19 protein-coding genes are annotated in these 20,715 nt (G+C 40.9%); 16 read left to right on the plus strand and 3 right to left on the minus strand.

Going from position 1 to position 20,715, the window contains the following annotated elements; translation table 11 throughout:
* Window positions 1-23: 23 nt before the first annotated feature.
* Entirely contained in the window at window positions 24-2,645 is a 2,622-nt protein-coding gene (mutS, locus tag A6749_RS22090; protein WP_180321142.1) for a DNA mismatch repair protein MutS, read from the plus strand.
* 20 nt (window positions 2,646-2,665) lie between these two features.
* A complete protein-coding gene (gene mutL, locus A6749_RS22095) occupies window positions 2,666-4,609 on the plus strand; it encodes a DNA mismatch repair endonuclease MutL (protein WP_066396671.1) in 1,944 nt (647 codons plus the stop codon).
* 233 nt (window positions 4,610-4,842) lie between these two features.
* Here mutL and mreBH read toward each other — a convergent pair whose 3' ends face one another.
* Window positions 4,843-5,850, minus strand: coding sequence for a rod-share determining protein MreBH (mreBH, locus tag A6749_RS22100; RefSeq protein WP_066396672.1), 1,008 nt, complete (start codon window positions 5,848-5,850; stop codon window positions 4,843-4,845).
* A gap of 348 nt (window positions 5,851-6,198) precedes the next feature.
* On the opposite strand from mreBH, the gene miaA reads away from it, so the two are divergent.
* From miaA to glnA, 7 genes are all read left to right on the plus strand, one after another.
* Complete coding sequence (gene miaA / locus A6749_RS22105) at window positions 6,199-7,155, plus strand: tRNA (adenosine(37)-N6)-dimethylallyltransferase MiaA (protein WP_280525614.1); 957 nt, start codon at window positions 6,199-6,201, stop codon at window positions 7,153-7,155.
* Between the two features lie 28 nt (window positions 7,156-7,183).
* Window positions 7,184-7,414 (plus strand): RNA chaperone Hfq, encoded by a 231-nt coding sequence (hfq, locus tag A6749_RS22110; RefSeq protein WP_066396684.1) that lies wholly within the window; start codon window positions 7,184-7,186, stop codon window positions 7,412-7,414.
* A gap of 147 nt (window positions 7,415-7,561) precedes the next feature.
* Window positions 7,562-8,512 (plus strand): stage V sporulation protein K, encoded by a 951-nt coding sequence (gene spoVK, locus A6749_RS22115; protein ID WP_066396686.1) that lies wholly within the window; start codon window positions 7,562-7,564, stop codon window positions 8,510-8,512.
* Window positions 8,513-8,595: 83 nt separating this feature from the next.
* On the plus strand, window positions 8,596-9,852 hold the full coding sequence (gene hflX, locus A6749_RS22120; RefSeq protein WP_066396689.1) for a GTPase HflX: 1,257 nt from the start codon (window positions 8,596-8,598) through the stop codon (window positions 9,850-9,852).
* Window positions 9,853-9,867: 15 nt separating this feature from the next.
* Window positions 9,868-11,139 carry a methionine gamma-lyase family protein gene (locus tag A6749_RS22125; protein WP_066396692.1) on the plus strand — a complete coding sequence of 424 codons (1,272 nt, stop codon included), beginning with the start codon at window positions 9,868-9,870 and terminating at the stop codon, window positions 11,137-11,139.
* A 132-nt stretch (window positions 11,140-11,271) separates the two neighbouring features.
* The gene (locus A6749_RS22130; RefSeq protein ID WP_066396702.1) at window positions 11,272-11,673 is read left to right on the plus strand and encodes a MerR family transcriptional regulator; all 402 of its coding nucleotides are present in this window, start codon (window positions 11,272-11,274) and stop codon (window positions 11,671-11,673) included.
* Window positions 11,674-11,700: 27 nt separating this feature from the next.
* On the plus strand, window positions 11,701-13,035 hold the full coding sequence (gene glnA / locus A6749_RS22135; RefSeq protein ID WP_066396713.1) for a type I glutamate--ammonia ligase: 1,335 nt from the start codon (window positions 11,701-11,703) through the stop codon (window positions 13,033-13,035).
* 96 nt (window positions 13,036-13,131) lie between these two features.
* Here glnA and A6749_RS22140 read toward each other — a convergent pair whose 3' ends face one another.
* On the minus strand, window positions 13,132-13,419 hold the full coding sequence (locus A6749_RS22140) for a DUF4257 domain-containing protein (RefSeq protein ID WP_066396720.1): 288 nt from the start codon (window positions 13,417-13,419) through the stop codon (window positions 13,132-13,134).
* A 180-nt stretch (window positions 13,420-13,599) separates the two neighbouring features.
* Window positions 13,600-14,223 carry a transcriptional repressor LexA gene (lexA, locus tag A6749_RS22145; RefSeq protein ID WP_066396722.1) on the minus strand — a complete coding sequence of 208 codons (624 nt, stop codon included), beginning with the start codon at window positions 14,221-14,223 and terminating at the stop codon, window positions 13,600-13,602.
* 157 nt (window positions 14,224-14,380) lie between these two features.
* On the opposite strand from lexA, the gene yneA reads away from it, so the two are divergent.
* From yneA to A6749_RS22180, 7 genes are all read left to right on the plus strand, one after another.
* Window positions 14,381-14,704, plus strand: coding sequence for a cell division suppressor protein YneA (gene yneA, locus A6749_RS22150; RefSeq protein ID WP_066396725.1), 324 nt, complete (start codon window positions 14,381-14,383; stop codon window positions 14,702-14,704).
* A gap of 12 nt (window positions 14,705-14,716) precedes the next feature.
* Complete coding sequence (locus tag A6749_RS22155; protein ID WP_066396727.1) at window positions 14,717-15,370, plus strand: YneB family resolvase-like protein; 654 nt, start codon at window positions 14,717-14,719, stop codon at window positions 15,368-15,370.
* Window positions 15,371-15,446: 76 nt separating this feature from the next.
* Entirely contained in the window at window positions 15,447-15,677 is a 231-nt protein-coding gene (locus A6749_RS22160; protein ID WP_066396729.1) for a DUF896 domain-containing protein, read from the plus strand.
* A 173-nt stretch (window positions 15,678-15,850) separates the two neighbouring features.
* Window positions 15,851-17,857: a transketolase gene (gene tkt, locus A6749_RS22165; protein ID WP_066396731.1), complete on the plus strand. Its 2,007-nt coding sequence runs from the start codon at window positions 15,851-15,853 to the stop codon at window positions 17,855-17,857.
* Window positions 17,858-18,069: 212 nt separating this feature from the next.
* Complete coding sequence (sirA, locus tag A6749_RS22170) at window positions 18,070-18,510, plus strand: sporulation inhibitor of replication protein SirA (protein WP_066396734.1); 441 nt, start codon at window positions 18,070-18,072, stop codon at window positions 18,508-18,510.
* A 76-nt stretch (window positions 18,511-18,586) separates the two neighbouring features.
* The gene (locus tag A6749_RS22175) at window positions 18,587-18,799 is read left to right on the plus strand and encodes a YneF family protein (RefSeq protein ID WP_066396735.1); all 213 of its coding nucleotides are present in this window, start codon (window positions 18,587-18,589) and stop codon (window positions 18,797-18,799) included.
* Between the two features lie 163 nt (window positions 18,800-18,962).
* The gene (locus tag A6749_RS22180) at window positions 18,963-20,714 is read left to right on the plus strand and encodes an ABC transporter transmembrane domain-containing protein (protein WP_066396738.1); all 1,752 of its coding nucleotides are present in this window, start codon (window positions 18,963-18,965) and stop codon (window positions 20,712-20,714) included.
* The last annotated feature ends 1 nt before the right edge of the window (window position 20,715 follow it).

Raw genomic sequence — 20,715 nt, forward strand, 5'->3', positions numbered from 1 at the left:
ATTAAAAGCAGTGGGGGTTCATGATGGCAGCTTACACGCCAATGATACAACAATACTTATCAGTCAAGGCAGATTATCAAGATGCCTTTTTATTTTTTCGTCTTGGAGATTTTTACGAAATGTTCTTTGATGATGCAGTTAAAGCGTCACAGGAATTAGAAATTACCTTAACTAGCAGAGAAGGCGGCTCCGAAGATCGGATTCCAATGTGTGGTGTCCCATATCATTCCGCCGCAAATTATATTGAACAGCTTATTTCAAAAGGGTACAAGGTTGCGATTTGTGAACAAATGGAAGACGCAAAGCAAACAAAGGGCATGGTGAAACGGGAGGTTGTCCAATTAATTACCCCGGGAACGCTGATGGAAGGAAAAGGGCTCACAGATAAAGAGAACAATTATATTGCCTCGATTACAGCATTTGAGGATCAAACATATGGTGTAGCTTATAACGATATTTCTACGGGCGAGAGTAAGGTTACGTTACTTTCAAACAATTTTGATGATGTGTTGAATGAATTGGCTGTTTTAGGTGCCAAGGAAGTGGTTGTGGCCAGCAGCTTTGACGGTGAACTTCAGAAAAAAATGCGTGAGCGTGATGTGCTGGCGATTTCATTTGAAGATAATAGTTCAATAGAAATGCAGTTTGCCCATCTATTAGAAGGGCTGAATCAGGAAAAATTAAAACAAGCTACAGCAAGGCTATTCAACTACTTATACCGATCTCAAAAAAGAAGTCTTGACCACTTACAGCCAGTGACCACTTATCAGATTCATCAATTTATGAAAATTGATTACTATTCCAAGCGGAATCTTGAATTAACGGAAACAATACGCTCAAAAGGGAAAAAGGGTTCTTTATTATGGCTGTTAGATGAAACCATAACCGCGATGGGCGGCAGAATGTTAAAGCATTGGATTGACCGCCCGTTAATTGACCGGGACGAAATTGAACAGCGACACAATCTCGTAGATGTGTTCATGAACCATTTTTTCGAACGTCAGGAACTGCGGGAAAAATTGAAGGAAGTATATGATTTAGAGCGTTTGGCAGGACGGGTTGCTTTTGGTAATGTGAATGCCCGTGATTTAGTACAGTTAAAGCGTTCGTTAATGCAGGTACCTTATTTAAAACAAATCCTTTTAAGCATGAATGATGAAGAGATGAATGGTATTGCGGGACATCTGGATCCATGTGAAGAGGTTACCGACTTATTGGAGCAGGCGATTGTTGAAAATCCTCCATTGTCATTAAAAGAGGGCAATATCATTTGTGATGGCTACAATAAACAGCTGGACCAATATCGCGATGCCAGCCGAAACGGTAAGACTTGGATTGCTCAGCTGGAGCGGGAAGAACGTGAAAAGACCGGGATTAAATCGTTGAAGATTGGATATAACCGAGTATTCGGTTATTATATCGAAGTGACAAGAGCCAATCTTCATTTGCTGGAAGAAGGCCGGTATGAACGAAAGCAGACATTAACAAATGCCGAGCGCTTTATTACACCGGAATTAAAAGAAAAGGAAGCGTTAATCTTACAAGCGGAGGAAAAAATCGGCGAACTGGAATATGCCTTGTTTGCGGAAATCCGTGAAATCGTGAAGGAATATATTCCGCGCCTGCAGGCTTTGGCAAAGACTGTAAGCGAGCTTGATGTCTTGCAATGCTTTGCGCAGGTCAGTGAAAACCGTCGCTATGTGAAGCCGCAATTTTCTAATGAGCGCCTGGTGATGATTAAGGATGGACGTCACCCGGTAGTGGAAAAGGTATTAAATTCACAGGAATACGTACCAAATGACTGCTTTATGGATCCCGACCGTGAAATCCTGTTAATCACCGGTCCGAATATGTCCGGTAAAAGTACGTACATGCGTCAGATTGCATTGACGTCTGTTTTAGCCCAAATTGGCTGTTATGTTCCGGCCACTGAAGCTGTGCTGCCGATCTTTGATCAAGTATTCACCCGTATTGGGGCTGCGGATGATTTGATTTCCGGGCAAAGTACGTTCATGGTCGAAATGTTAGAAGCAAAAAATGCGATTGCAAACGCCACCCAGAACAGTTTGATTTTATTTGATGAAATCGGGCGTGGGACCTCGACTTATGATGGCATGGCATTAGCACAGGCGATCATTGAATACATCCATAACCGAATTGGCGCCAAAACATTATTTTCCACACACTATCATGAGCTGACAGTGTTAGAGGAAGAATTAAGTAAATTAAGGAACATTCATGTCAGCGCGATTGAACATAACGGCAAGGTTGTGTTTCTTCATAAAATCAAAGAGGGACCGGCGGATAAGAGCTACGGGATTCATGTTGCACAGTTAGCTGAACTGCCAAAGGAATTAATCGACCGGGCGAACGAAATTTTAACTGCCTTGGAGCAGCCGGTAGTTGAAAGTATCCCAGTTGTAAAGGAAGCAGGACCGGCCACAGAAGTTGTCGAAGAACAAAAGCTTTCCGAACAGCCTGCTCAGCTGTCATTTTTTGATGAACCGAAAGATGTAAAGAAAGCGGAATTTTCCTCTAAAGAGAAAAAAGTGTTAGAAAAAATTCGTGAGCTAGATTTATTAGATGTCACACCACTTCAGGCAATTAATATGCTTTACGAGCTGCATAAAAAGTTAAAAGGGTAAGATAACGAGGAGGCGGAAAAATGGGGAAAATCATTCAATTAGACGATGCCCTATCGAATAAAATAGCTGCGGGAGAAGTAGTCGAACGCCCCGCCTCAGTTGTGAAAGAACTTGTGGAAAACGCGGTCGATGCTGGCAGTACCGTGATTGAAATTGAAGTGGAAGAAGCGGGTCTGGCTAAAATCCGCATCACTGATAACGGGAACGGGATTGAAGAAGACGATGTGCTGCTGGCGTTTCAACGGCATGCGACGAGTAAAATCAAAGATGAAAATGATTTGTTTCGGATTCGTACACTTGGTTTCCGCGGTGAAGCCTTGCCGAGTATTGCTTCCGTCTCAAGACTTGAAATGAAGACATCTACCGGGGAAGGTCCGGGGAGTTTAATAGTGGTCGAAGGCGGAAAGGTGGTAACGTATGAGAAGGCTTCGAGCAGAAGGGGAACAGATATAACTGTAACGGATTTGTTTTTTAATACTCCTGCTCGCTTGAAGTATATGAAGACGATTCACACTGAACTTGGAAATATAACGGACGTCGTGAACCGCCTCGCCCTGGCACATCCAGAGGTCGCTTTTCGGTTAATCCATAATGAACGTCAGCTGCTGCAAACAAACGGAAGCGGGGATGTCCGTCAAGTACTTGCGGCCATTTACGGTATGAGTATTGCCAAGCAGCTTGTCCCCGTTTCAGCAGAATCATTGGATTATAAAATCACAGGATATGCTTCGATGCCGGAAGTGACACGGGCCTCACGGAATTATATTTCGACGATGATTAATGGCCGTTTTATTAAAAATTATGCACTTGTTCGGGCGATTCAAGAAGGCTACCATACTTTACTTCCGATCGGGCGTTATCCGATTGCCCTGTTAAATATTGAAATGGACCCTTTGCTTGTTGATGTCAATGTCCATCCATCCAAAATGGAAGTTCGAATTAGTAAAGAACCCGAGCTTAATGAGTTAGTTACTACTACGTTAAAAAACGTGTTTAAGTCTAAAGTGTTAATTCCGACATCGTATTCTTCTGTGAAAAAAGAAACGGTGAAATCTGAACAGACTGCTCTCGATCTAAATGAAGCAACGCCTCCATTAACAAAGACAGTGGCGGCAGAAGAAAATGCGGGTGTTTTACATGAAGGAAAGCCAATATTAGAATCTAGTTCTTCCGATAGTTTCACTGAAGTAATGGTGAAAAGTCCAGCCGCAGCGTTTTTTGCTTTAAAGCAAAATGAAGTAGTAAGCACTGATGAAGGCCGTTTTGATGATGATGATGATGATGACGGGGATTCTTATTTAAATGATGTAATAAATGATAGTGCTGAAGAAACGGCTGAACCTGTTGTTGAACCTGCTTCTGCATCTGCGGAAGAGGAGAGCAGGGTTCCGCGGATGTATCCGATTGGGCAGATGCATGGAACCTATATCTTTGCTCAAAACGAAAATGGCCTGTATATCATTGACCAGCATGCAGCCCAGGAACGGTTAAAGTATGAGTACTTTCGTGATAAGGTTGGACAGGTTGCTTCAGAACTGCAAGAGATGCTTGTACCTTTAACCTTTGAATATTCGACGGATGAATACGTGAAAATTATGGAGCATCAGGAAGAACTCGAGAGGGTTGGAGTGTTTCTTGAGGAGTTCGGCTTGAATAGTTTTATAATCAGGTCGCATCCGCAGTGGTTCCCAAAAGGCGAAGAGAAGCAAATAATAGAAGAGATGATTGAGCAGCTGCTGGCAATGAAAAAGGTGAATATTAAAAAACTCCGTGAAGAAGCGGCAATTATGATGAGCTGTAAGGCATCGATTAAAGCGAACCGCCATTTGCGGAATGATGAAATCCAAGCCTTGTTAGATGACCTAAGGAAAGCGTCCGATCCGTTTACATGTCCGCATGGCAGACCGATAATTGTGCATTACTCGATTTATGAGATGGAAAAGATGTTTAAGCGGGTTATGTAACATATAAAAAAGTCCGATTCCACTTTGTGTGAATCGGACTTTCTTTTTTGAATCAAAAGTTTAAAAGGTTAATGAAAAACAAAAAATGTTGGAAATGGGTGGATTTTCTTTGATAGGCCCGATGAAGGACAAATTGAGTGAGAAATCACAAAAACAGTCTTTCATCATCACAAAATGAAAGACTGTTTTTAATAAAAAATACAAGTTTACAAATTTTCATCTCAAAGAATCTATTATTTCGCAACAGTTACCAGCTTACCCAAATATTTAAGTGCTTTGCCCGTACCTAGCACGACCGATTCAAGCGGGCTGTCAGCGAGCTGGACAGGAACAAAAATTTCCTGACTAAGCCAATCTTTCATTCCATTCAACAGTGCGCCGCCGCCGGTTAAGATGACACCGCGGTCAACAATATCACCGCTCAACTCCGCTGGACAATCTTCAAGCGTAGCCCGAATTGCCTCTAAAATATGCAAGAAATCCTCTTTCATGGCATTGCGAATTTCATAGGATGATAGTTTCACAGTTTTTGGCAGGCCGGTTACAAGATCACGGCCGCGGACATCCATAAAGACCTCTTCATGATCAACAAGTGCGTAGCCAATTTCCATTTTTACATTTTCAGCTGTTGGTTCACCAATCAACACATTGTACTCTTTACGGACATATTGGATAATATCGTCATCAAGTCGGTCTCCGCCAATTTTGATGGAATGATACGCAACAACACCACCGAAGGAAATAATGGCGACCTCCGTATTTCCGCCACCAATGTCTACAACTACATTGGCAACAGGTTCATCAACAGGTAGTCCTGCGCCGATCGCCGCCGCAACTGGCTCTTCAATCAACATAATTTTTTTGGCACCGGCATTTCTTACTGCATCCTGAATGGCTCTTCTTTCAACGCTGGTGGAACCGGACGGGATACAAACCACCACATTTGGCTTTCTAAGTGCTAAGCCCATTTTCTTGGAGGCCTTTCGCATGATGTGCTTGAGCATTTCTGTTGTCAGATCAAAGTCAGCAATCACCCCATCCTTTAATGGGCGGATGGCCATAATCTTTTCCGGTGTTTTACCGATCATTTCCTTTGCCTCTGCACCAACCGCGACGACATTTTTTGTTGCAGTATCAATGGTTACAACAGAAGGCTCATTGAGGACGACCCCTTTATTTTTGCTATACACCAAAATGTTTGCTGTTCCTAAATCAATCCCAATATCAAATGTTGATAACATGATTTTCACCTTTTTTCATATATTTTGCATGATGCAGAAGAACCGTCCTCATACATCATATGACAATTTTCGTGGTAATTTTACAAAATAGAGTACGTCTTAGGTTATCATGATTTTGGGGGTGGAAAGCTGTTTGTAAATGAACCGTTATAGTTTTGTAAATTTGCAGGTAAAAGATTCTAATTTTGTAATAGATGATAAAATAACTTAATATTTCTTTCATGAATAGAATCTGATTTTTTTGAGTATACTTGTTTGATGTTCAACTGCTTTTTAAAAATTGTGATACGATATGGATGGAAGGGTGTACTTTCCGTTGAAATTGAAAATAGAGGCAGTGTGAAAATGTTGGAAGAGAAACAAAAATTACTGGTTATTATCGGACCGACTGCAGTAGGAAAAACAAAGTTGAGTATTGAATTGGCTAAGCGGTTCAATGGTGAGATCATCAGCGGGGATTCCATGCAGATCTACCGTGGAATGGATATTGGTACGGCCAAAATACGGAAGGAAGAGATGGAAGGGATTCCCCATCACTTAATTGATATAAAAGAGCCAAATGAAAACTTTTCTGTAGCTGAATTTCAACAGCTTGTTCGAGGTACAATACAGGAGATTGCAGATAGAGGGCATCTGCCGATCATTGCTGGTGGAACAGGTTTGTATATTCAATCGGTTATTTATGATTATCAATTTTCTGATGTTTCCGGTGATGAAGATTTCCGCAGAGAGCTTGAACAGAAAGCAAAAGAAATCGGCCCCGATGCCCTGCACCAGGAGCTGATAAAAGTTGATCCGCAGAGCGCGTCGAATATTCATCCGAATAATGTCAGACGGGTGATTAGAGCTCTCGAAATTTATCATCTTGCAGGTAAAACAAGAAATGAGTTTGATAACACCGCAAATAAAGAAGAAATATATCAAACGGCCATTGTCGGATTGACAATGGATCGGGATAAGCTTTATGAGCGGATTAATGCCCGTGTTGACCTTATGATGGAGGATGGGCTTCTTGAAGAAGTTAATCGGCTTTACCAGCAAGGGTTACGGGATTGTCAAGCCATTCAGGCTATAGGATATAAAGAAATTTATCAATATTTAGATGGTGATCTTCCGCTTGAGGAAGCGGTGGACAAATTAAAACAAAATTCCCGGCGCTATGCTAAGAGGCAATTAACTTGGTTTCGGAACAAAATGGAGGTAAAATGGTTTGATATAACAAATGTGAACAATTTGTCAAAAAAAGAAGAGGAAATTTCACATTATGTTGAAGGAAAGCTTCAAATAAAATCGAATACATATTAGTAGAGATAAAAGAGGAGGATATACTAAAATGAAAACGACGATTAACATTCAGGACCAATTTTTAAACCAATGCCGTAAAGAAAATATTCACGTTACGGTTTTCCTGCTGAACGGATTTCAATTAAGAGGCCAAATCAAGGGCTTTGATAATTTTACAGTTTTATTTGAATCAGACGGTAAGCAGCAGCTGGTATATAAGCATGCCATTTCTACGTTTGCTCCGCAGCGAAATGTACAGCTTGAATTAGAGCAGCAATAATAATAAACTTTAGACGAACGGGCCCATTCTTGGGCTCTTTTTATTTCTCCATGAAATAATAATGATTTCACCCTCCTGTGAATACATATAAATTGAAGGATTATGCATACTTGACGCATGTTGTTCGCAGATTGAGAGGTGAAAGCTTTGGATCAACCAAATCGAATGAAAAGCAACGGCCAAATAAAGGTTGTTCTCAATTCCCCAAAACGAAAAAATATTAAAAAAGAATTACCTGACTTTCAAGTTGCTCCAAAGGTCATTCCCCCAGAGCATTCAGCCCTTAAGGAAATTGAAGAGGAGCTTGAATCTTTAGTTGGTATGGAAGAAATGAAACGAATGATAAAAGAAATTTATGCGTGGATTTATGTCAATAAAAAACGTGAAGAAATCGGGTTAAAAACAAAAAAGCAGGCTCTCCATATGATGTTTAAAGGAAATCCTGGTACAGGCAAAACAACGGTCGCAAGGCTCATCGGAAAATTGTTTCAAAAGATGAATGTCTTGACGAAAGGGCATCTTATTGAAGCGGAAAGGGCAGACCTTGTTGGGGAATATATTGGTCATACCGCCCAAAAGACAAGGGATTTAATTAAGAAAGCACAAGGCGGTATCTTATTTATTGATGAGGCTTACTCGCTCGGGCGCGGCGGCGAAAAAGACTTTGGTAAGGAAGCGATTGATACACTAGTGAAGCACATGGAGGATAAGCAGCATGAATTTATCCTCATTCTTGCGGGCTATTCCCGTGAGATGGATTACTTTTTATCGTTAAACCCTGGACTTCATTCAAGGTTTCCGTTAGTGGTTGATTTTCCTGATTACAGCATTGACCAGCTAATGGAAATTTCCGCGAGAATGCTTGTGGAGAGAGAGTATACGTTAAGTCACGGGGCGGAGAAGAAATTAAAGGACCATTTAATTTGGGTCAAGGCTGTATTGAGCCCCAATAGCTTTTCAAATGGCCGCTATGTTCGAAATATTATCGAAAAATCGATTCGCGCCCAAGCAATGCGCTTATTGTTGGTCAATAGCTATGACAGACATGATTTAATGACCATTAGGAGCAATGATTTAGTGTTTGAGGAAGATGGATAGAAATGGAAAAACGGCAGACATTTAGTTATCTGTCGTTTTTTGTTATGATGTGAAGTAGAGTTGGTGCGAAAGGATGATGTTGCTTGGAACAAAAGAATTCAAAAGAAACGGCTGTTCTAGTTGGCTGTCAAACATCTGATGATGATCTCCGTTTCAGTTATTCAATGGAGGAGTTAGCTTCCTTAACGGAAACGGCCCAAGGTGAGGTATTGGCCTCTATTGTGCAAAAACGGGAACGGGTTCATCCGGCTACATATATTGGAAAAGGAAAAGTAGAGGAGCTTAAGGTACTTGTGGATGAACTGGAGGCCGAGATCGTTATTTTTAATGATGAGCTGTCTCCCAGTCAAAAGCGGAATCTTGCCTCTGAAATCACTGCCCGGATTATTGACCGGACGCAGCTTATTTTAGATATTTTTGCCCAAAGAGCGCGTTCTAAAGAAGGGAAATTGCAGGTTGAGCTCGCGCAGTTACAATACATACTTCCGCGTCTTGCCGGACAAGGAACGGCTTTATCAAGGCTCGGCGGCGGTATTGGAACAAGAGGGCCGGGGGAAACGAAGCTGGAGTCTGACCGCCGTCATATCCGCCGGCGAATTGACGATATTAAAGGTCAGTTGTCCGTGATTGTCCAGCACCGTGACCGATATCGGGAGAGAAGAAAGAAGAATAAAGCGTTTCAAATTGCGATTGTCGGATATACCAACGCCGGAAAGTCCACTTTGTTTAATCGCTTATCTGAGGCCGATTCTTATGAAGAAAACCAGCTGTTTGCAACACTTGACCCGATGACGCGGAAATTAATCCTGCCAAGCGGATACCATGCGCTTATTACGGATACCGTTGGATTCATTCAGGATTTGCCAACCGCCTTAATTGCCGCTTTCCGCTCGACGCTTGAGGAAGTGAAGGAAGCGGACTTGATTCTCCATGTGGTCGATATGTCCAATCCGGATTATTATCATCATGAAAAAACCGTTCATAAGCTCTTGGAGGATTTAGAGGTAAAAAATGTTCCGCAATTAACGGCTTATAATAAAAGAGATATAAAGCATCCTGATTTTGTCCCAACAGCTGATACCCCGTCTGTTTTTATCAGCGCCTTTAACAGTGAGGACCGCCACACCTTAAAGGAAAAGATCGAACAGCGAATCATGGGGATTATGGCTGCTTATGAGGTGGAAATTCCATCAACAGAGGGCAAGCTTTTATCGCAATTGAAAAACGAAACAATTTTAAGGGAACTAAAGTTTAATGAAGATTCGCAAACATACAGCTGTAAGGGGTACACGTTGGAGGATCATTACATTACAGGACAAATACAGAAATTTAAAGGTTAGATAGGAGATTGCAACATGTTTCAACAATTAAAAAATGGGGAAAAACTTCAGCCGATTGTAAAGGAAGTAGAACAGCAAATAGCTGAAATCCATAAAAAAATCGATGAGCGCATCGAAACCAATCAATTTCGAGTTTTACAAAGCTTTCAAAAGCATAAAGTCAGCGATACGCATTTCATTCCTTCTACAGGCTATGGCTACGATGATATCGGCAGAGATACTCTTGAATTAGTATATGCCGATGTTTTTGGTGGAGAAGCGGGACTTGTCAGGCCGCAAATTATTTCCGGAACCCACGCGATTTCGACAGCCCTATTTGGTGTTCTGCGTCCTGGAGATGAACTGCTTTATATTACCGGTAAACCATATGATACACTTGAAGAAATCGTTGGAATCCGCGGGAATGGTGTAGGCTCCTTAAGGGAATTCGGAATTTCCTATGACAGCGTATCATTGACGGAGGAAGGCGGTATTGACTGGGAACAGGTAGCAAAGCAAATCAAGCCAAATACAAAAATGATCGGCATTCAGCGTTCTAAAGGGTATGCGACGAGACCATCGTTTAAGGTAAAAGAAATTGAGGAAATGATTAAGTTTGTAAAGGAAATTAAACAGGATGTAGTTGTATTCGTCGATAACTGTTACGGGGAGTTTGTAGAAGGACAGGAGCCTTGTCATGTCGGAGCTGATTTAATGGCTGGGTCGCTGATAAAAAACCCGGGCGGTGGCATCGTCAAAACCGGCGGCTATATTGTCGGGAAGAAAAGATGGGTGGAGGCCTGCTCTTATCGCTTGACTTCGCCGGGGATTGGGGCGGAAGCCGGGGCATCCTTATACAGCCTTCAAGAAATGTATCAAGGCTTCTTCCTAGCGCCGCATGTTGTCGGGCAGGCATTAAAGGGCGCCGTTTTTACGGCTGCCATGCTTGAAAAATTAGGAATGAATTCATCACCAAAATGGGATGCAGACCGGACAGATTTGATTCAATCCGTTCAATTTGATGACCGGGACAAAATGGTTGCTTTTTGCCAGGCCATTCAATTCGCGTCCCCAATCAATTCCTATGTTACTCCTTATCCAAGCTATATGCCCGGCTACGAGGATGATGTAATCATGGCTGCCGGCACCTTTATTCAAGGGGCAAGCATTGAACTGACAGCAGACGGACCAATCCGCCCGCCATATGTAGCCTATGTCCAAGGTGGCTTAACATACGCCCACGTAAAAATGGCAGTATGCCTAGCAATCAATCATCTACTTGAAAAACAATTAATTGAAATAAATTAATATTGGGGAACAGCTTTATGGCTGTTCTTTTTTTATAAAATTCCCATGTGAGGTTTTCTAACATGAACTTGACATCTTTTCTTACACCGTATAAAATGACAATATAATTTTTTTCGAAGGAGGAGAAATTAGGTGAACGGGAAAGAAATTCGCCGTTCCATGCCTCTGTTTCCCATCGGAACAGTCATGCAGCTCACAGAGCTAACAGCAAGACAAATCCGATACTATGAAGAACACCAATTAATTTCTCCGGCAAGAACAGAGGGGAATAGGCGATTATTTAGCTTAAATGACATTGACAGACTATTAGAAATCAAAGACTTAATCGACCAAGGAGTGAACATGGCTGGAATTAAGCAGCTATTCCTTGTCAAAGAACAGCATGCGAATCAACATGAACAACAGATGAAAAAGGAAAAACGGGAATTAACTGATGAAGAGCTAAGAAAGCTTCTTCGTAACGAATTACTTCATTCAGGAAGATTGAACCGCTCGTCATTGCGTCAAGGCGATCTTTCGCGGTTTTTTCATTAAATTTCAAAATTACACCGGAGGTATAACATGGCTAAGTATTCAAAAGAAGATATCAAACGAATGGCAAATGAAGAAAATGTAAAATTTATCCGCCTGCAATTCACGGATATTCTTGGGACAATCAAGAACGTGGAAATTCCAATTAGTCAGTTGGAAAAAGCGCTTGATAACAAAATGATGTTTGACGGCTCATCCATCGAAGGTTTTGTCCGTATTGAAGAGTCTGACATGTATTTATTCCCTGATTTAAATACTTGGGTCGTATTCCCTTGGACAGCCGAAAAAGGTAAAGTAGCCCGTTTAATCTGTGATATTTACAATTCAAACGGAACTCCTTTTGCCGGTGACCCGCGAAATAATTTACGACGTGTTCTAGAAGAGATGAAAGAACTTGGCTTTACGGATTTCAACTTAGGGCCTGAACCGGAATTCTTCCTATTCAAGCTAGATGAAAAAGGGGAGCCGACATTAGAATTGAATGATAAAGGCGGGTATTTTGACTTTGCCCCGACAGACCTAGGGGAAAACTGCCGACGTGATATCGTTCTTGAACTGGAAGAAATGGGCTTTGAGATTGAAGCTTCCCACCATGAAGTTGCTCCAGGTCAGCACGAAATTGATTTCAAATATGCAGATGCACTTACTGCCTGTGACCAAATTCAAACCTTTAAATTGGTCGTTAAAACAATTGCCCGTAAGCATGGCTTGCACGCAACCTTCATGCCAAAACCATTGTTTGGGGTAGCTGGTTCAGGCATGCACATGAATCTCTCTTTATTTAGCAATGGTGAAAATGCCTTTTTTGACCCAACTGGCGATCTACAAATGAGTGATACAGCCCGTCAATTTATTGCCGGAATTTTAAAGCATGCTCCAAACTTCACAGCGGTTACGAATCCGACTGTTAACTCATATAAGCGCCTGGTTCCTGGATATGAGGCACCGTGCTATGTGGCATGGTCAGCACAAAACCGTTCACCGCTTGTCCGAATTCCAGCTTCCCGCGGATTAAGTACACGTTGTGAGGTTCGCAGTGTCGATCCTTCTGCCAATCCATATCTTGCTATGGCAGTTTTGCTTAAGGCGGGGCTGGATGGAATTAAAAATAAACTAACACCACCAGCAGCTGTCGACCGTAACATTTATGTGATGAGCAAAGAGGAACGCTTAGAGGAAGGAATTATTGATCTGCCTGCAACTCTTGCACAAGCGCTAGACCTATTAAAAGCAGATGAAGTGATTGTATCCGCACTAGGCGAACATATCTTTGAACGCTTTCTTGATGCCAAAGAGATTGAATGGGATATGTTCCGCACTGTCGTTCATCCATGGGAACGCGAGCAATATATGAGTATGTATTAATTTAATTGCAAAACCGTCAAAAACCCCCCAGCAGATCATTCTAATTGGGGGTTTTTGATTTTTAATATTAGCCTTAAAAATATACATCCATTGACTTTAGTGCTCCTCATTTTTATGTCCAATTTGTTTGAATCCTGTAACGAGAGCATCACCTACAATTCCAGCAACGATTGAAAACATTATGCTTTCTACATATGAATTTGGATCAGCGTACAAGACCAGGAGAAGCGCAGCAACTGCACCTAGAAGCATTTCTTCTAGAAATCCGAGATAAATGAACTTTTTTGTTTTCCGCGGCATAATAAGTTTCTCGTGCTTACGAACATGTCCAATAATCCCAACCGTCCCACCAATTACTAAAGAGAAAATAATGTTTGATAACACTTGTTTCTCACTCTCCTTAAGCCTCCAGATTTTTTGACCTAAGGTAAATCTTGGTGTATTCTCATTATACTAAACTTGGAAACTAAATAGCATGGGCAAAAATTACTGAATTTCCATAATTTTCACTAAATAAAAAAGATAAGTAAACATAAAAAAACCAGCATTTTGTATGCTGGCATATTAATGGATGTGCCTGTATACTCCAATTACTTTACCAAGAATCGAAACATTTTTTAGTATAATTGGTTCCATAGTAGAATTTTCTGGCTGCAGGCGGATATATTCCTTTTCTTTGAAAAATCTTTTACATGTCGCTTCATCATCTTCCGTCATCGCAACAACGATATCGCCATTGTTTGCAGTTTGCTGCTGCTTTACAATTACGTAGTCTCCATCCAGAATACCCGCCTCAATCATACTTTCTCCCATGATTTCCAGCATAAATACATGCTCGTCTGCAGGTGCTAATCTTTCAGGAAGCGGAAAGTATTCTTCAATATTTTCAATCGCCGTGATAGGCAGCCCTGCGGTTACTTTCCCAACCACTGGTACATTTACAACCTGATTCCTCGGAATGTGGGCATTTTCATCTACTTCTAAAATTTCAATCGCCCGCGGTTTCGTAGGATCCCGTCTAATAAGCCCCTTGCTTTCTAATCTAGCTAAATGACCATGAACTGTTGAACTGGATGCAAGTCCAACCGCTTCTCCAATTTCACGGACGGAAGGAGGATACCCTTTACTCTTAACTTCATCTTTAATGAAATCAAGGATATCCTGCTGCCGCTTTGATATTTTTACCATGATAAAATGCACCTCGCCTGGGTTATGTTGCCTTTATTATATCACGTTCGTTCTAATTATACAAACATAAGTTCGAAAAACCATTGACACGAAACAAGTGTTCGGATTATAATAAAAATAAATAAACGAACATATATTCTCTGAAGAGGTGTTTTTAATGAAAAAACTATGGAATCGATACTCTTATGCTATTATTCTTTTACTTTTAAGTGTGTCTTTCGCTGCCATTCTATCGTTTCAGAACGGAACTAAGGAACCTGATCAATATTTAAAAGTAACTGTAACTGAAGGAGATTCACTTTGGAAGTTATCAGAACAATATGCTGCGCAGCACTCCCTATCCCATGCTGATTTTGTCAGCTGGGTGAAAAAGCACAATAAAAATTCCGAGGACAAAATATATCCGGGGGAAGAGATTGTCATTCCTGTTAGTAAGAATGATACCTTTCCAACAGAACTTGCAAGTGCCCCCGGAAAGTAGAAAGGAAATAAGATGAAAGCAATAATCTACTGCCGTGTAAGTACGAAAAAGGAAACCCAGGAAACATCGCTTGAACGCCAAGAAGAAGAATTGATTCAATTGGCGGAACGGAATCAATTTGATATTGACAGGGTTATCAAGGAGCGGGCAAGCGGATATGATTTCGATAGAGATGGTATTCTTGAGCTTTTAGAAAGAATTAAGGCTCCTGAAATACAAGCGGTCTTAATTCAAGATGAAACAAGGCTTGGAAGAGGCAATGCCAAAATCGCGCTGTTACATTGTATTTTAAAAGAAGGCGTTAAACTATTCAGTATTTCTCATAATGGTGAATTGCAGCTTTCAGAATCAGATTCGATGGTATTGCAGATTGTAAGTATGGTTGAAGAATATCAGCGAAAGCTTCACAACGTGAAAATAAAACGAGGAATGAAGCGTGCAGTACAGCAAGGCTACAAACCTGAGAAAAATTTAAAAAATCTTGGGGAGCATTCAGGCAGAGAGAAAATTGAAGTGCCAATCGCAGAAATTGACAGGCTTCGGAGAAACGGACTGACCTTTGCTGAAATTGCCGCGACGATGAGGGGATTTGGATATAGGATCTCCAAAGCAACAGTACATAGGCGGTACCAGGAATACATGGAACAAAAAGAAGAGGGGCTGTAGCTATTTCCTTGTCATGAAGCATTTTTTTTAGTAAATTAATCTCTATGCAATTAGTTTTTGGAAAGGATGTGCCTGAATGCTATCCAAAGAAAAAATAGCTAGAATTAATGAACTGGCAAGGAAAGCAAAAGCAACTGGCTTAACGGACATAGAGGCGAAAGAGCAATCTAAATTAAGAAGTGAGTATTTGGCGGCGTTCCGTTCGAATATGCTGGATACATTGACGAATACCAAGATTATTGACCCGTTAGGGAATGATGTTACACCTGATAAAATTAATGCCAGAAAAAAGAATAATCTTCATTAAATCTACCAGGAATACACTTGCATTGTATTCCTTTTTTTACATAATTAAAACTTTTCTGTGTCAAAATAAAGATTAACCGTTTTCATTCGGGGGAATTTGTTGAATAAAAGTTTGTTGCACTATATTATTAATGTTGTATTGATTTTCCTAGTGATAGAGAAAGGATGTAAACGATGTTTAGTACGATTGATGATTTATCTATTACCACCATCCGGACACTTTCGATCGATGCCATCGAAAAAGCGAATTCCGGTCATCCAGGCATGCCAATGGGAGCAGCTCCAATGGCGTATGCATTATGGACCAAATTTATGAACCACAATCCAAAAAATCCTCATTGGTTTAACCGCGATCGTTTTGTATTATCAGCAGGACATGGCTCAGCACTGTTATACAGTCTGCTTCATTTATCAGGCTATAATTTATCAATGGATGATTTAAAGCAATTCCGTCAATGGGGGAGCAAAACTCCTGGACATCCGGAATACCGGCATACAGAAGGGGTTGAAGCAACAACCGGGCCGCTTGGGCAAGGAATTGCAATGGCAGTTGGTATGGCAATGGCTGAACGACACCTAGCAAGTGTTTATAACAAGGATCAATATGAACTTGTGAACCATTATACATACAGTATTTGTGGTGATGGCGATTTAATGGAAGGTGTTTCTGCTGAAGCGGCATCAATGGCGGGCCACTTAAAATTAGGCCGTTTAGTCGTTCTTTATGATTCAAACGATATTTCCTTAGACGGTGATTTGGACAAATCATTCTCTGAAAGTGTCAAAGGACGTTTCGAATCATATGGTTGGCAATATCTTCGCGTAGAAGACGGTAATAATCTGGAGGAAATTGCCTCAGCCTTAGAAGCAGCCAGAAATGATCTTGACAGACCAACAATGATTGAAGTAAGAACGGTAATCGGTTACGGTTCTCCAAACCGTGCGGGTACTTCCGGTGTCCATGGTGCACCACTTGGCGCAGATGAATTAAAGCTGACAAAAGAAGCTTATAAGTGGACATTTGAAGAAGATTTCCATGTTCCCGAAGGTGTTTACGAAAATTTCAACAAGCTGATCGGCGAAAATGGCGAGAAGAAGGAAAAAGAATGGAACGAGCTTTTTGCTCAATACAAAGAGCAGTTTCCAGAACTTGCTGTACAATTGGAATTTGCATTAAAGGAAGAGCTTCCTGAAGGATGGGATCAGGATATTCCAGTTTATAGTGAAGGAAAATCTCTTGCAAGCCGTGCTTCATCCGGAGAAGCGTTAAATGGAATTGCGAAAAACCTTCCAATCCTAATCGGCGGTTCTGCAGACCTTGCCGGTTCTAACAAAACAATGATTAAAGGGACAAGTGACTACATGCCAGGGGCTTACGAAGGCCGTAACATCTGGTTTGGAGTACGTGAATTCGCAATGGGTGCCGCGATGAATGGTATTGCTCTTCATGGCGGAGTTAAAGTATTTGGCGGAACATTCTTTGTATTCTCTGATTACCTTCGTCCAGCAATTCGTCTTGCGGCGTTAATGGGGCTGCCTGTAACCTATGTATTCACTCATGATAGTATTGCTGTAGGGGAAGACGGACCTACGCACGAACCAATTGAACAGCTTGCGGCATTACGTGCAATGCCTAATCTTTCTGTTGTTCGTCCTGCAGATGGAAACGAAACTGCTGCTGCCTGGAAATTAGCAGTTGAATCTACTAATAAACCAACAGCACTTGTATTAACCCGTCAAAACTTGCCGACCTTAAAAGGGACTGACAAGAATGCTTATGAAGGTGTTTCTAAAGGGGCATATGTTGTGTCACCAGCAACGAAAGAAACTCCAGATGCACTTCTTTTAGCAAGTGGTTCAGAAGTCAGCCTTGCTGTTGAAGCTCAAAAAGTACTTGCAGGCGAAGGCGTAGATGTTTCGGTTGTAAGTATGCCTTCGTGGGATCGCTTTGAAGCACAATCTCAAGAATATAAGGATTCTGTCCTGCCTAAGAATGTAAAAAAACGTCTAGGCATCGAAGTAGGGGCTTCTTTCGGCTGGCATAAATATGTTGGTGATGAAGGTGAAGTACTAGCCATTGACCGATTCGGCGCTTCAGCACCTGGTGAAAAAGTAATGGAAGAATACGGCTTTACCGTGGACAATGTAGTATCACTAGTAAAAGGCCTTCTTCAAAAATAAGAAATTAAAAGGGTACGGATTTTACTCCGTACTCTCTTTTTTTGAACATAAATCCCTTGATAAATTTCAGATAATTTGCAAATTTAAGTAAATATAGGAGTTAAATTTCCTTTTCGACAAAATTAGTGAAAGTTTTCGCCACCTTAAGACAAACGTTTCGTGACATCCTTTTTATAATGGAACAAAGAGTTGTCTGCGAAGGAGAGGTCTATGTGAGAAAATATCTGCTTTATTTAATAGAAGATGAATTTGCCGCTCATTACTTCGGACGAGAACGATTGTTTTTTCAATTATTTTTAGAACATCAGGATGCAAATGGCGAGCTGAAATTTATTACTAAAAAACAAATTGACTATATATCTAAAAAACTAGAGGTGTTAAAAATCCATCAGCTGATTCAAAAACAGCTGGGAAGAATCAAAGGATTTAAAGCAGAACGTGGTGCATATACGATAGAATTAAGTGGAAAAATAAGCAGAGCTAAATTGGAAGTTTTTCAAGATTTTATCACAATAGAGGCCCAGGGGAGTTATGAAGCAGAGACTGCTTTTTTTGAAGTCCTTAGAAAATGCGAATCCTCCTTTTTAGCAGTTGACCTGGAGCACGAACGGTTTGGCTGGTTGAAGCCAATTAAAGAAAGAAAATTTGTCTAATTTCAATGAAATATTGTCTAATTCCGTTTTATTTAGTACACTGTAGTATGGTAGACAACATGAAGGAGGAAGTTGAATGGGATATTACATTCTAGTTGGTATACTGGCATTAGTCGCTGGTGTAGCACTAGGATTTTTCATCGCTCGTAAATATATGATGAGCTATTTGAAGAAAAATCCACCGATTAATGAACAAATGTTAAAAACAATGATGATGCAAATGGGTATGAAGCCTTCTCAAAAGAAGATCAACCAAATGATGCAAGCCATGAACAAGCAAATGAAATAAAACGGACAAGCACTCATTTTATATGGGTGCTTTTTTCTTTGGAAAAAGTTGTGTCTTAATCTTTATTATTTTACAAATATTTGATAAAATAAATCTTCGAAATGCTAAATAGTTTAATCATTTTTAACTTTTTAGTACTTCAATTGTTTTCGGGGGCGGTTAAATGAAAGTATTCTTACAATTGGGCTGGTTTTTTAAACAGGAGAAAAAGTCGTATATTACAGGTGTTTTTCTATTGCTGCTTGTCGCCATGCTGCAGCTGGTCCCGCCAAAAGTAATTGGCTTAATAGCTGACCATATAAACGAAGGAACCATGACAAAAGGGCTGCTATTTGAATGGATGGCGGTGCTGGTTGTAGTCGGGCTTGTGATGTACGTCTTGAGATATTATTGGAGAATTATGATTTTCGGATCAGCGGTAAAGCTAAGCAAGATTTTAAGAAATCGGTTATATCACCATTTTACCAATATGTCACCGGCCTTTTATCAAAAGAGCCGTATCGGTGATTTAATGGCTCATGCCACAAACGATTTGTCGGCCATTCAGCAAACGGCCGGGGCAGGAGTTTTAACTTTTGTTGACTCGTTATCTACAGGGGGCTTTGTGGTCATCGCCATGGCCTTTACAATCAGCTGGAAGCTCACATTAATTTGTTTGATTCCGATGCCTTTTATGGCACTATTAACGAATTGGTTTGGGACGATGCTGCATAAAAGCTTTTACAAAGCACAGGAAGCGTTTTCTTCACTGAATGACAAAACCCAGGAAAGTATCATGGGAATTAAGGTTATTAAAACGTTTGGACAGGAAAAGGAAGATATCGAGGACTTTCGGAAACAGTCGGAAGATGTGGTACAAAAAAATATGGTTGTGGCGAAAATTGATTCTCTATATGATCCAACGATATCGATTATTACGGGGATTTCGTTTTTCTGTGCGATAGTATTTGGTGGGAAATATGTCCTAAACGGAGAACTGACAATCGGGCAATTAATCTCATTTACTACATATCTAGGATTATTAATTTGGCCAATGCTGGCCTTTGGCTGGTTATTTAATATTGTCGAACGCGGCAGGGCTTCATATGACCGTGTTTCAGCGCTTCTACAGGAAAAAGTAGAAATCCAAGATAAAGAAAATGCTTTGGAGATTGTTCCGTGCGGTGATATCGAATATAGGCTGGCTGAATTTACTTACCCGGGAGAATCGCGGCCAATCTTAAAGGATATTCATTTTACCCTTAATAGAGGGGAAACACTTGGAATAGTCGGCAAAACCGGTTCTGGAAAAACCACTCTCTTAAAACTATTAATAAGAGAATTTGAAGGCTACCAAGGGGAAATTTTGTTTGGCGCTGCGAGGTTAACGGATTATAAGCTGAATAAATTGCGAGAAGCTATAGGTTATGTTCCGCAGGATCACTTCTTATTCTCCGCCAATGTTGCAGAAAATATTGCGTTTACGAAGCCCCATGCTGAAACAGAGGAGATTGAACATGCGGCAAGATTAGCCAATATTCACGAGGATATCCTTCAATTCACAGATGGTTATAAAACGGTAGTCGGCGAGCGCGGGGTCTCGTTATCAGGCGGTCAAAAACAAAGAATATCCATTGCCCGGGCTCTCCTTATGAATCCGGAAGTGTTAATTCTTGATGACTCGTTGTCAGCGGTTGACGCCAAAACAGAAGAGGCCATCCTCTCTTCGTTAAAACAGAACCGCGAAGGAAAAACAACAATCATTACGTCACATCGTCTAAGCGCCATTCAGCATGCGAGCCAAATTCTCGTTCTAGAGGACGGCAGAATTACCGAAAGAGGTACGCATGATGAGCTGATGAATATAGAAGGATGGTACCGAAATATGTATTTACACCAGCAGCTTGAAGAACTCGTTGAGCTTGGAGGACAGTAAT

Origin of the sequence: Neobacillus mesonae (genome assembly GCF_001636315.1) — a bacterium.
Classification (GTDB): Bacteria; Bacillota; Bacilli; order Bacillales; family Cytobacillaceae; genus Neobacillus; species Neobacillus mesonae.